Source organism: Limnohabitans lacus (assembly GCF_030053395.1).
Lineage (GTDB): Bacteria > Pseudomonadota > Gammaproteobacteria > Burkholderiales > Burkholderiaceae_C > Limnohabitans_A > Limnohabitans_A lacus.
Genome location: NZ_JASGBH010000007.1, coordinates 92988 through 106050 on the forward strand (window position 1 = coordinate 92988; position 13063 = coordinate 106050).

The 13063-nt window shown below is 60.8% G+C and carries 10 protein-coding genes; 5 read left to right on the top strand and 5 right to left on the bottom strand.

Translation table 11 applies throughout. From position 1 onward, the window contains the following. Positions 1 to 42: 42 nt before the first annotated feature. From xdhB to uraH, 4 genes are all read right to left on the bottom strand, one after another. Positions 43 to 2403: a xanthine dehydrogenase molybdopterin binding subunit gene (gene xdhB / locus QLQ16_RS10500; RefSeq protein ID WP_283224643.1), complete on the bottom strand. Its 2361-nt coding sequence runs from the start codon at positions 2401 to 2403 to the stop codon at positions 43 to 45. Then, positions 2404 to 3876, bottom strand: coding sequence for a xanthine dehydrogenase small subunit (gene xdhA / locus QLQ16_RS10505; protein ID WP_283224644.1), 1473 nt, complete (start codon positions 3874 to 3876; stop codon positions 2404 to 2406). A gap of 182 nt (positions 3877 to 4058) precedes the next feature. Continuing rightward, on the bottom strand, positions 4059 to 4451 hold the full coding sequence (locus QLQ16_RS10510) for a nuclear transport factor 2 family protein (protein ID WP_283224645.1): 393 nt from the start codon (positions 4449 to 4451) through the stop codon (positions 4059 to 4061). Positions 4452 to 4480: 29 nt separating this feature from the next. Beyond that, complete coding sequence (uraH, locus tag QLQ16_RS10515) at positions 4481 to 4834, bottom strand: hydroxyisourate hydrolase (protein ID WP_108287030.1); 354 nt, start codon at positions 4832 to 4834, stop codon at positions 4481 to 4483. 130 nt (positions 4835 to 4964) lie between these two features. Between uraH and QLQ16_RS10520 the strand changes: the two genes are divergently transcribed. The 4 genes from QLQ16_RS10520 (at position 4965) to QLQ16_RS10535 (ending at position 9831) form a co-directional block, all read left to right on the top strand. After that, positions 4965 to 5630, top strand: coding sequence for a GntR family transcriptional regulator (locus QLQ16_RS10520; protein ID WP_283224646.1), 666 nt, complete (start codon positions 4965 to 4967; stop codon positions 5628 to 5630). A gap of 21 nt (positions 5631 to 5651) precedes the next feature. Next, positions 5652 to 6602: an allantoinase PuuE gene (gene puuE, locus QLQ16_RS10525; RefSeq protein ID WP_283224647.1), complete on the top strand. Its 951-nt coding sequence runs from the start codon at positions 5652 to 5654 to the stop codon at positions 6600 to 6602. A gap of 117 nt (positions 6603 to 6719) precedes the next feature. Next, positions 6720 to 8495, top strand: a complete 1776-nt coding sequence (gene uraD, locus QLQ16_RS10530; protein WP_283224648.1) for a 2-oxo-4-hydroxy-4-carboxy-5-ureidoimidazoline decarboxylase — start codon at positions 6720 to 6722, stop codon at positions 8493 to 8495. 82 nt (positions 8496 to 8577) lie between these two features. Then, positions 8578 to 9831, top strand: coding sequence for a M20 family metallopeptidase (locus QLQ16_RS10535; RefSeq protein WP_283224649.1), 1254 nt, complete (start codon positions 8578 to 8580; stop codon positions 9829 to 9831). Here the strand turns inward: QLQ16_RS10535 and QLQ16_RS10540 are convergent, their stop codons facing one another. After that, positions 9832 to 11166, bottom strand: coding sequence for an FAD-dependent oxidoreductase (locus QLQ16_RS10540; RefSeq protein ID WP_283224650.1), 1335 nt, complete (start codon positions 11164 to 11166; stop codon positions 9832 to 9834). Between the two features lie 327 nt (positions 11167 to 11493). Here QLQ16_RS10540 and QLQ16_RS10545 point away from each other — a divergent pair, with 327 nt between their 5' ends. Continuing rightward, complete coding sequence (locus QLQ16_RS10545; RefSeq protein ID WP_283224651.1) at positions 11494 to 12975, top strand: nucleobase:cation symporter-2 family protein; 1482 nt, start codon at positions 11494 to 11496, stop codon at positions 12973 to 12975. Positions 12976 to 13063: the final 88 nt, after the last annotated feature.

A 13063-nucleotide genomic window follows, 5' to 3' on the forward strand; every position in this document is an offset into this window, starting at 1 on the left:
TGATGGACCACCAGGCGGCGCTTGAGAAGAGCCGTGTTCAGCTCACAGACCCGCTTGGGCCTTGACGCTTTCGCAAGCCATCAAGATGCGCTCAGGCGTGGCCGGTGCGTCCATGTGCACCACGGCTTTGTGGTCGGCGCTGGCAGCCACCGCATCGCGCAGGGCAAAGAAGGTCGACAGGCCCAACATCAAAGGTGGTTCGCCCGTGGCCTTGCTGTTGAAAGGCGTGGGCTTGTTGTTCTGGTTTTCAAACAACGACACCTTGAAGTGCTCAGGGATGTCGCCCGCCACGGGGATCTTGTAAGTGCTGGGGCCGTGCGTGAGCAGCTTGCCCTTCTTGTCCCAGATGCACTCTTCCATGGTGAGCCATCCCATGCCTTGCACAAACGCGCCTTCGATCTGACCTTTGTCCAATGCGGGGTTGATGCTGCGGCCCACGTCATGCACGATGTCCACGGCTTTGAGCCACCACTCGCCGGTGCGGGTGTCGATCTCCACTTCGCTCACGGCAGCGCCGTAGCAGTAGTAATAGAAAGCACGGCCGTTCAAAGTGGTGAAGTCGTATTTGATTTCGGGCGTCATGTAAAAGCCCGTGACCGACAAGCCCACACGGTCGAGCCACGCTTGCTTGGTCACGTCGGCCCACTTGACGGCTTTGCCGCCGCCGTGGACTTCGTTGTTGGCGAAGGTCACATCGCTTTCGGCACAACCCAGCATGCGTGCGGCCACGGGCTTCAAGCGCTCACGCATTTGCGCTGTGGCGTTCATGATGGCCGCGCCGTTGATGTCGGCACCGCTCGAAGCCGAGGTGGCCGAAGCGTTGGGCACTTTTTGCGAGTCGGTGGCGGTGATGCGCACATGGTCCACGCTGATGCCCAAACCATCGGCACACACCTGTGCCATCTTGGTGTTGAGGCCCTGGCCCATTTCGGTGCCGCCGTGGTTACAGCTCACCGAGCCGTCCATGTAAACCACCAGCAGCGCGCCGCCTTGGTTCAAGTGGGTGGCCGTGAAGCTGATACCGAACTTCAAAGGCACGAGCGACAAACCACGCTTGCGGGTTTTGCTCTTGGCATTGAAGGCTTTCACCTGAGCGCGGCGCTCAGCGTATTGGGATTCCTGCTCGACCTGCGCGATCACCTTGTCACCCACCCAGTCTTCGATGAGCTGGTTGTATTGGGTGGTCATGGTGTCGGGCGTGCCACTGATGGCGGGGTCTTTGTAGAGGTTGAGCTTGCGCACTTCCAGGGGGTCTTTGCCCAAGGTCATCGCGATCTCGTCCATCACCGTTTCGATGCCGAACATGCCTTGGGGGCCGCCGAAACCCCGGAAAGCGGTGGCGCTTTGGGTGTTGGTTTTGCAGCGGTGGCTCACCAGCTTGAGTGCGGGCAGGTGGTAGGTGTTGTCGATGTGCAGGCAAGCGCGGTCGTTCACAGGACCGGAGTAATCGGTGCTGTAGCCGCAGCGCGACATGAGCGTGATGTCCGCGCCCAAGACGCGGCCGTTGTCGTCAAAGCCCACTTCGTAGTCGATGCGGAAATCGTGGCGCTTGCCGGTGATGGTCATGTCGTCATCGCGGTTCACGCGCAGCTTGACCGGCTTGCCCAGCTTGTGTGCGGCCAAGGCGGCGCTTTGGCTGAAGATGCTGGCGTTGCCTTCTTTGCCGCCAAAGCCACCACCCATGCGGCGGCAAATCACTTCGACGTCGTTGGTGTGCAAATTCAAGGCGTGCGCGGCTTCGCGCTGGTTGCCGTCGGGGTGCTGGGTCGACACGTACAGGGTCAGCTGGCCGTCTTCTTTGGGCACCGCGTAGGTGATCTGGCCTTCGAGGTAAAACTGCTCTTGCTGGCCGGTGCGGGTCGTGCCCTTGATCTTGTGGGGCGCTTGGGCAATGGCAGCCGCGGCGTCACCGCGTGTGATGCCTTTGGGCGGCATGATGAAGCTGCCCGCCTCCATGGCCTCTTCCACCGTCAAAATCGGCTTGAGCTCTTTCACCAAGACTTGGGCTTTGTGGGCGGCTTCGCGGGCATAGAGCATGTTGCGCGCCACGACCACGGCCACAGCCTGGCCCACAAACTCGACCTTGCCTGCGGCCAGGAACGGGTCATCGTGCACGATGGGGCCGCAGTTGTTTTCGCCGGGAATGTCTTTGGCGGTATAGACCGCCACCACGCCGTGCTCTTTGAGGATGGCTTCGCGGTCAATGCCGTCGCCAATCAACTCGCCATGCGCCACGGGCGACAAGATGAGCGCGGCATACAAGGTGCCCGCGTGTTCAGGGATGTCGTCGATGTAAGTGGCCGAGCCGGTCACATGCAAGTGCGCGGACTCGTGGACCACGTCGGTGCCTTGCTGAACGCCTGACACAGGCAGCAGGTTTTTGAGTGCGGTAGGAGCGTTCATTCAAGCCACCTCTTTCTGTTCTTCGATGAATTCCAAGGCCAGGTTACGGGCCACCAAAGCGCGGTAAGCCCATGTGGCACGCAAGCCGTCGCGCGCGGTGAAGCTCGCGGCAATCGCGGCATCCAAATCAGCCGATGTCACATCGGCTGGTGCCTTGCCTTCGAGCACGGATTCCAACTTAGGCGCACGCGCTGGGAATGGACTCAGGCCGTTGTAGGCCAGTTTCACGCCGCTCAACTTGCCGCCTTGCAGTGTGTAGCTGATGGCCGCGCAGGTGGCCGAGATGTCTTGCTCAAAACGCTTGCTCACCTTGTGGGCGCGGAACACTTGGCCCGCCACGGGCTTGGCCAACTCGACCGCTTCGATGAACTCACCGGGCTCCATCACGTTTTTCTTCATGCCGGTGTAGAAGTTTTCCAGCAAGACGTTGCGGGTTTTGTCACCCCGGCGCAGCACCAAGTTGGCACCCAAGGCCAGCAAGCAAGGCATGGAGTCGCCGATGGGCGAGCCGTTGGCGATGTTGCCCGCCAGCGTCGCCGTGGAGCGGATGGGGGGCGAACCAAAGCGGCGCAGCACTTCGGCAAAGTCGGGGTAGGCCTTGGCGATCAAGGTTTCGACTTGCGTCAAGGACACGGCCGCGCCAATGCGCCAAACCTTGCCGGTGTCTTGGATTTGGCGCAGCTCGGCCACATTGCCCAAATACATGATGTGGTCAGGACGTGCGAACTGCTTGTTCACCTGCAGACCGATTTCGGTGCTGCCTGCAAGCAGTGTGGTGGTGGGGTTCTTGACCAAGTAATCGGCCACTTCGGCGATCGTTGCAGGCGAAACGAACTCGTTGCCCTTCTTGGTACGCACCACGGGCTGCACGATGATGTCGCCATCCAGGCTGAGCGTCGGCACGCTGGCGCGTTTGATTTCTTTGAGCAGTGGCACATCGGCGCTGTCGTCCAGCTTCAAGGCTTGCGGCTTGGCGCAGGCCTTGGTAGCCGACTCGATGATCGGCTTGTAGCCGGTGCAGCGGCACAGGTTGCCGCTCAATGAATCTGTGATCTGCTGGCGATTGGGCATGGGCAAAACCTGCACCAGGTTCACCAAGCTCATCACGATGCCAGGCGTGCAAAAACCGCACTGCGAACCGTGGCACTTGACCATTTCTTCTTGCACCGGGTGCATGGTGCCGTCGGCTTTTTTAAGGCTCTCAATCGTCTTGACCGATTTGCCGTCCAGCGAGGGCAACAACTGGATGCAAGCGTTGGTGGCCACATAGTCCACGCCCGTGCCTGCGGCATTGAGCTCACCGACCATGACCACACAGGCGCCGCAATCGCCTTCGGCGCAGCCTTCTTTGCTGCCGGTGCGGTGGAGCTGCTCTCGCAGGTAGTCCAAAACAGTGGTGGTGCGGCGCTCGCCTTGGGCTTCGACAATTTGGCCGTCGAGCACAAAACGCACAGTGTTGGTGACTTGGGTCATGGTGCAGGGGGGAATGGGTAAATAAACGGTAGAAGCCCGATTTTAAAGACCCCCGAGCAAAGACGTGCGTTTTTTTCCAATGGATCAACCGGGTTCTGACCCCTTTTTTGATTTTTGGTCATCCATAGGTCTTCAAACTGCAGTCACAAACCCGTGATTGGAAGCACCGGAGGTCTTGGCCATCAGGTCGGTTGGCCGTGAAAAGCCTTGTTGGCAATCTTCCAACCTTCGGCGGTCTGGAGGAGCACAAAGTAATCCACAAACGTGGTCGCGCCGTGTACCAAGGTCACGCGTGCACACGCTGCGGTGCCGGTGACTTCAACCCAGTCGATGCGGCGCTGGCGGCTGGCTTCGTCTGCTGCGGCTTGGCCTTTGAAGCGCTCACAGTAAAAGTCTAAGGGCCACGATGTGAAAGTCCCTTCTTTGATCGATTCAATGTGCGCAGTTGGCAAAAATGCCTGGCGCATGTGGGCGGCATCGTCTCGCGCGTGGCCCAAAAAATACTGCTCAATCGGCTGGCAAGCCGCCAATTGCTCGGCACTCAAGTCAGCTGCAGTGGTGATGGAGGTGGGCATGGGTTGTCCTTGTGTGGTGTCAATGGGGCTCAAGAGCCGCGATAAGTCGAATAGCTCCACGGGCTGGCCAACAGCGGCACGTGGTAGTGCTGGTCTTCGTGGGCCACGCCAAAGTCGAGGCTGACTTTGTTCAAGAAGTTCGGCTCGGGCAGTTCGACGCCCTTGGCCTTGAAGTAGCCCGCCACATCAAAGACCAAGCGGTAAGTGCCTTTGCGCAAGCTGGCGTGGTCGTACAGCATGCCGTCGGGGTTACGGCCATCGTGGTTCAGGGTGAAGCTTTTGACCAAGGTGGCCTGCTCGCCTTGCGTGGTGTACAGCGCCACTTGCATGCCGGCAGCGGGGCAGCCGTGCATGGTGTCCAAAACGTGTGTGCTCAATCCCATGGTGTTGCTCGCTTATCAAGGGGTTTTTGAAAGGTCTTTGGGCATGGCCCAATCCGGTCGACCGAAGTGTATACAATTTTGCTTTTAGTGGCTATCATTTCGAAAAACAGCCCCTGAGGCCCTCCGAGACATGGAAACTTCCACCACCCACCACATCGTCGAGTCCCTGACACGGGCGATCGTTGAACACCGACTTTTGCCCGGCTCCAAGCTGGCCGAGCAAAAGCTGGCCGACCATTTTGGGGTGTCGCGCACGCTGGTGCGCCAGGCGCTGTTCCAGCTCTCGCAAAACCGACTGATCAAACTCGAACCGGCCCGTGGCGCTTTTGTGGCCGCCCCATCGGTGGAAGAGGCCCAGCAGGTGTTTGCGGTGCGCCGCATGCTCGAAGCGGAAATGACGCGGGCTTTTGTGGGTCAAGTCACGCCTGAGCAAATCACCGCCTTGAAAGAACACATCAAGCAAGAGCGCGAAGCCGTGAGCCAGGGCGATGTGACCGGTCGCACCGAGCTGCTGGGCGACTTCCATGTGCGCATGGCCGAGCTGATGGGCAACCATGTGCTGGCCCAGGTGCTGGGCGAGCTGATCTCGCGCTGCGCCCTGATCACGCTGATGTACCAGTCGCGCAACGAGGCCGAACATTCCACCGATGAACATGAAGCCATCGTGGCTGCGCTGGCAGCCAAGAATTCCGACAAAGCGGTGCAACTGATGCACGAGCATTTGCTGCATGTGGAAGAAAGCCTGACCTTCGACCGCAAAGTCCCCACCCACGACATCGCTTTGGCCTTGGCCTGAGCCTCTGCACCGAACATCGCCATGAGCACCTACGACTCCACACTCCCCTACCCCCGCGACCTGCAAGGCTACGGCCGCCATGTGCCCCATGCCCAATGGCCGGGCGGCGCCCGCGTGGCCGTGCAGTTTGTCTTGAACTACGAAGAAGGCGGCGAAAACTCGGTGCTGCACGGCGATGCAGGCTCCGAGCAGTTCTTGTCTGAAATGTTCAACCCAGCCTCCTTTCCTGAGCGGCACATCAGCATGGAAGGCATTTACGAATACGGCTCACGCGCGGGCGTGTGGCGCATCCTGCGCGAGTTTGAAAAACGCGGCCTGCCGCTCACGGTGTTTGGTGTGGCCACCGCGCTGCAAAAGCACCCCGAATTGACCGCTGCCTTCCAAGAACTGGGCTACGACATCGCCTGCCACGGGCTCAAGTGGATCCATTACCAAAATGTCGACGAAGCCACCGAGCGTGCCCACATGGCCGAGGCGATGGAGATCATTCAGAAGTTGACAGGTGAACGCCCTCTGGGCTGGTACACCGGGCGCGACAGCCCCAACACGCGCCGCCTGGTGGCCGACTTTGGCGGCTTTGAATACGACAGCGACTACTACGGCGACGACCTGCCCTTTTGGATGAAGGTGCGCAAGTCAGACGGCACCGATGCACCGCAACTCATCGTGCCTTACACCTTGGACTGCAACGACATGCGCTTTGCGCTGCCTCAGGGTTACTCGCACGCCGACCCGTTTTTCCAGTACATGAAAGACACCTTTGACGCGCTCTATGCCGAAGGTGACCCGAATGGCGACAACGCCCCCAAGATGATGAGCATTGGCATGCACTGCCGCTTGCTGGGTCGCCCAGGTCGCATCACGGCGCTGCAACGCTTTTTGGACCACATCCAGTCGCACGACAAAGTCTGGGTGGCGCGGCGCATCGACATCGCGCGGCACTGGAAAGCCACACACCCTTATGCCGGCTGACGCCTTGTAGGCGCATGCCCGGCAAGCAACAACTTGTGAGCCTGCAAGCGCTGAATCGCCAGCAGGACTGGCTCCTACAAAAACATTCACATCTGAAAACAAGCGCGGAAACACACCATGCCCTTGACCCTTGAACAACTCAACAGCGCCAGCCGCGAAGACGCCGCGCAAATGCTCGACGGGCTTTACGAGCACTCGCCCTGGATCGCCGAGCAGGCGCTCAACGAGCGCCCCTTCAAATCGCTGGCCCACCTCAAGCACGCCATGTGCGAGGTGCTGGCGCATGCTGGGCGCGACGCGCAGCTGGGCCTGATCCGTGCCCACCCCGAGCTGGCCGGCAAAGCCATGGTCAGCAAAACACTGACGGCCGAATCGACGAACGAGCAAACCAAAGCGGGCCTGACCGACTGCACGCCCGACGAGTTCGCCAAGATCCAAAAGCTCAACGCCGACTACAACGCCAAGTTCGGCTGGCCCTTCATCTTGGCGGTGCGCGGCCCGCGTGGCGTGGGCTACAACAAGCAGCAGATCATCGACGCCTTCGAGCGCCGCCTGCACGGCCACCCCGAGTTTGAGCTGGCCGAGTGCCTGCGCAACATCCACCGCATCGTGGAGATCCGCTTGAACGACAAGTTTGGCGTGGAGCCCACGCTGGGCCATCAGGTCTGGGACTGGCAAGAGAAGTTGGCCCAACACTCTGACCCTGGCTTTGCGGAACACGGCCAGCTGACGGTGACCTATTTGACCGACGCGCACCGCGCCTGCGCGCAGCGCATCACGCAAAACATGCGCGACTGCGGTTTTGACGAGGTCTACACCGACGCCGTGGGCAATGTGGTGGGCCGCTTCCACCCGGCCACAGCGGGCGGCAAATACCTGCTCACGGGCAGTCACTACGACACCGTGCGCAACGGCGGCAAGTACGACGGTCGCTTGGGCATTTTTGTGCCCATGGCCTGCGTGCAGCAGCTGCACCAGCTGGGCAAACGCCTGCCCTTTGGCATCGAGGTCGTGGCCTTTGCCGAAGAAGAAGGCCAGCGCTACAAAGCCACTTTCCTCGGCTCGGGCGCACTGATTGGCGACTTCAAGCCTGAATGGCTGGACCAGCAAGATGCCGACGGCATCACCATGCGCACGGCCATGCAGCATGCGGGCCTGTGTGTGGACGACATCCCCAAGATCCAGCGCGACCCGGCGCAGTACCTGGGCTTTGTCGAAGTCCACATCGAGCAAGGCCCGGTGCTCAACGAAGTGAACGTTCCGCTGGGCGTGGTCACGTCGATCAACGGCAGCGTGCGTTACCTGTGCGAGGTCATCGGCACCGCCAGCCACGCCGGCACCACCCCCATGGACCGCCGCCGCGACGCGGCCTGCGCAGTGGCCGAACTGGCGCTGTACATGGAGCAACGCGCCGCCCAAGACGGCGACTCGGTGGCCACGATCGGCCAGCTGAATGTGCCCGGTGGCTCGATCAACGTGGTGCCCGGCCGCTGCGCCTTCAGCCTGGACATGCGCGCCCCCACCGACGCGCAGCGCGATGCGCTGGAAGCCGATGTGCTGGGCCAGCTCCAAGCGATTTGTGAGCGCCGAGGCGTGCGACACACCGCCGAGCAAACCATGCGCGCAGCCGCAGCCCCCAGCGCCGCCGAATGGCAAGCCCGCTGGGAACGCGCCGTGAGCGCCCAAGGTGTGCCGCTGTTCAAACTGCCCAGCGGCGCGGGCCACGACGCGATGAAACTGCACGAAGTCATGCCGCAAGCCATGCTGTTCGTGCGCGGCGAGAACGCAGGCATCAGCCACAACCCGCTCGAATCCACCACCAGCGACGACATGCAGCTGTGCGTCGACGCCTTCACCCATGTTTTGAACCAACTCTCACAGGAAAAATCATGAACCCCCACGTTCGTCACTTCGTGTACTCACTGCCCCCCGAGGGGGCCCTGCTCTCCTTGGGGCGGCCCGGCGGAGAGCAGTCATGAGCGCTACCGAAATGCAATACCAACAACTCGACGCTTGGATCGACGCGCACTTCGACGAGCAGGTCAAGTTCCTGCAAGCGCTGGTGCAGGTGCCGACCGACACCCCACCCGGCAACAACGCCCCGCACGCCGAGCGCACCGCCGAGCTGCTCGCGCCCATGGGCTTTGACGCCGAAAAACACGCCGTGCCCCAAGCCGATGTGAAGGCTTATGGTCTCGAGTCCATCACCAACCTGATCGTGCGCCGCAAGTATGGCGAGGGCAAAACCATTGCCCTGAACGCCCACGGCGACGTGGTGCCCCCCGGCGAAGGCTGGACCCACGATCCGTATGGCGGCGAAGTCCAAGACGGCGCCATGTACGGCCGCGCCACCGCCGTGAGCAAGTCAGACTTTTCCACCTTCACCTTTGCCACTCGCGCGCTCGAGTCATTGAACGCCCCCCTTAAAGGCGGCGTGGAGCTGCACTTCACCTACGACGAAGAGTTTGGCGGCGAGATGGGCCCCGGCTGGCTGCTGGCCCAAGGCCTCACCCATCCCGACCTGATGATCGCGGCGGGCTTCAGCTACGAAGTGGTCACCGCCCACAACGGCTGCCTGCAAATGGAAGTGACGGTGCAAGGCGAGATGGCACACGCGGCCATCCCCGACAGCGGCACCGACGCGCTGCAAGGCGCGGTGCACATCCTGAACGCGCTGCACGCGCTCAACGCCGACTACAAAAAGACGACCTCGTCCGTCAAGGGCATCACCCACCCGTATCTGAACGTGGGCCAAATCAGCGGTGGCACCAACACCAACGTGGTGCCCGGCAAGGTCGTGTTCAAACTCGACCGCCGCATGATCCCCGAAGAGAACCCTGCCGAAGTGGAAGCGTCCATCCGCCAGACCATCGAGTCTGCAGCGCAAAGCTTCAACCCACCCCGTGGCGGCAAAGCGCTCAAGGTCGACATCAAACGCCTGCTGTTGGCCAACGCGATGAAGCCGCTGGCGGGCAACCAGCCGCTGGTGGACGCCATTCAGAAACACGGCCAGACCGTGTTCGGCCAAGCCATCCCGGCTGTGGGTACACCGCTGTACACCGACGTGCGCCTGTATGTGGAACGCGGCATTCCGGGTGTGATCTACGGCGCAGGCCCCCGCACCGTGCTGGAGAGCCACGCCAAACGCGCCGACGAGCGCGTGCAGCTGGAAGACGTGCGCCGCGCCACCAAGGTGGTGGCACGCACGCTGCTGGATTTGCTGGCCTGATCAGCCGCCGGTGAAGTCTTTCACCATGTTGCCGTACCACTGCAAGTCTTCTTGCCACAGGGCTTGGCGGCGGAAGTTGTCGTCGGTCACGGTTTGCAGGATGTGGCCTTCTGGGCCCATCTTGTAGTCGAACTTCACGCTGATCGCTTCGAGCGGTTCAGTGTTGACCAGCATGTAGCAGAGGTTGTCGATGATGACCGGCTTCATGGCTTGGTTTTTGGACTGCTGCGCGATGTAAGTCGACACGCTGCGGCCCATGCGGTTGGCGACATGGCCGCTCTTGGGGTAATGGCCAAACTGCGGTGACACTGCGCCCACGCTGTCGCCGATCACAAACACATTCGGGTCGTCCTTGAGGTTGTAGAACTCCGGGTGCACCGCTGCCCAGGTGCTGGGTTTGCCCTCCGGGGTTTTGCCAATGGCGCCCATCTTCCAGACCAGATCGGCCGCTTGGTGGTGACCCATGAAGATGGCGTCGTCGAACTTGAAATCGCCCGCCATGGTTTTGACCACCTTGTTGTAGGGGTCCAGCTCCTTCACGCCCGCATTGGGCACGTAGGTGATGATGTCGTCATACAGCTCGTCAAAGGCCATGCGGTAGCCGCCGCCAATGGGCATGATGCGCGGCTTGGGGTCGAGTATCAAAATCTTGGCCGGAATTTTGTGGCGCTTGAAATGGTCGGCCATCAGGCAAGCCCGCTCATAGGGTGAGGGTGGGCAGCGGTGTGGCGGCGGGGGCAGCGTCATCACAAACGTGCCGCCCTTGAAGCCTTTGATTTTTTGCTTGAGCGCCAAGTGCTCAGAGCTGGGCACATAGGCGCTGGAAAAATGCTTTTGGGTGTAGGCCGCCGCTGCGCGGTCGTTGCCAAACCAAGGCTCATACGTCACGCGAATACCGGCGGACACCACCAGCCAGTCGTAGTCCACAAACCCTTGCGCGGTGTGCACGCGCTTTTTGTCGCGGTCAATGTCGGTGATTTCGGTTTGCACAAAGGTGTAGCCCATGCGCTCAGCCGCAGCCGTGTAGGAGTGCACCAAAAAAGAGGTGTCCACCACATCCACCAGCCATTTGTTGCTCAAGGGGCAGGACCAGAAAATCGGGTTCTTTTCGAGCAGCACCACTTCCAGGTCGGGTGCGTCCTCGCGCAAATGACGCGCCGTGGCCAAGCCACCCCAGCCCCCACCCAAGATGACCACGCGGCGCTTTTTGCCTTTGGGCATCAACTCGGTAGAGGGAGAAAAAAGAAAAGGTTGAGCGATGACAGCAGGGGACGCGGCCGACAGCGCGCCCAGTGCTGCCGCGCCCTTGAGGAGGGTGCGACGTGCGGTGGTCATAAAGGACTTCCGTGAATAAAAAGAGAAACCTGTCGGCGCATACGAGGAGCGAGGCTCCAATGCCTCGAAGGCAGGTGGTGTCACGCCCATGGCGTGAGCGCTGATGTTACGCGAACGACTCACCCCAAAATGAAGAGCCAAGCCCAAGCATGCCAAAGTGAGCCAACGACCTTCTGTCACTTGTTTGAAAACACCCATCCTGGGTCTGTACAGGGTTTTCACGCATCCACATCGCATTCTATTTTGTATACAGTTTGAAACACAAAGAAGCACACATTTAGTTTCTTTGCTGTTTTCACCTCTGTTTACTTTTCAGGAGCCCCCTCCATGAGTTCAACCATCCACCCCGTGGACGAGCATTTGCCCAATGGCAAGCTCGCCGCTTTGGGCCTGCAACATGTGCTGGTGATGTATGCCGGCGCGGTGGCCGTGCCCCTGATCGTCGGCCGCGCCCTCAAACTCAGCCCTGAACAAGTGGCGATGCTGATCTCGGCCGACCTGTTTTGCTGCGGTTTGGTCACGCTGATCCAATCGCTGGGTGCCACACAGTGGTTTGGCATCAAGCTCCCCGTGATGATGGGCGTGACGTTTGCTTCTGTGGCCCCGATGGTGGCCATGGCCAACAACAACCCGGGCGTTCAAGGCGCGGGGCTGATCTTTGGCGCCATCATTGGCGCGGGGGTGATCTCCATCTTGATTGCGCCCATCGTGAGTCGGATGCTGCGGTTTTTCCCGCCTGTCGTCACCGGCACCATCATTGCCGTCATCGGCATCAGCTTGATGCGTGTGGGCATCAACTGGATTTTTGGCAACCCCTTCGGCCCCACAGCGCCCAGCATCCCTAACCCGGAACACCTGGCCTGGCTCGATGCCGCCAAACAAGCGGCCAGCACGGGCGCGGTGCCCCCGGTGCCTGCCGGCATGAACATCGTCGGTACTGTGCCCAACCCCAAGTACGCGCAGCTCTCGCACATCGGCATTGCTGCCATCGTGTTGGCATCCATCTTGTTGATTGCCAAGTACGCCCGAGGTTTTGTGTCCAACATTTCGGTGCTGCTGGGCATTGTGATCGGTGGCGTGGTGGCCACGGCTGCAGGCCTCATGAACTTCGACAAAGTCAGCAAAGCCGGCTGGTTTGACCTGGTGCTGCCCTTCGAAATCGCCGCACCCGTCTTTGACCCGATCCTGATTCTGACCATGACCTTGGTGATGATCGTGGTGATGATCGAGTCCACCGGCATGTTCCTCGCCTTGGGCGATCTGACGGGCAAAAAAGTCGATCAAAAAATGCTCACCGCCGGTCTGCGCACCGACGGTCTGGGCACCTTGATTGGCGGCATCTTCAACACCTTCCCTTACACCAGCTTCTCGCAAAACGTGGGCCTGGTGGGCGTGACGGGCGTGAAAAGCCGTTTCGTCTGCGTGGCAGGCGGCGTGATCTTGATCGTGCTGGGTTTGCTGCCCAAAATGGCGGCCCTGGTCGAGTCGCTGCCCACCTTTGTGCTCGGTGGTGCGGGCTTGGTGATGTTCGGCATGGTGGCTGCCACCGGTATCCGCATCCTGGCCAACGTGGACTACAAGGGCAACCGCAACAACCTGTTCATCGTGGCCATCTCAATTGGCTTTGGCATGATCCCGCTGATCGCCCCGCGCTACCTGCAGTGGATGCCCCACAGTATCCACCCGCTGATCGAGTCGGGCATCTTGCTGGCCTCCATCAGCGCGGTGATCTTGAACCTGTATTTCAACGGCTCCAAGGGTGACAGCAGCGAAGCGATCGAAGCTGCCAAACAAGCCGACTCGCACTGAGCCAGCGCCAGTCCCTGTAGGCGCTTGCCCTGCAAGCGCTCTGCTGCGCTGATCGCCGGCAGGGCTGGTTCCTAAAAATCACATCCTC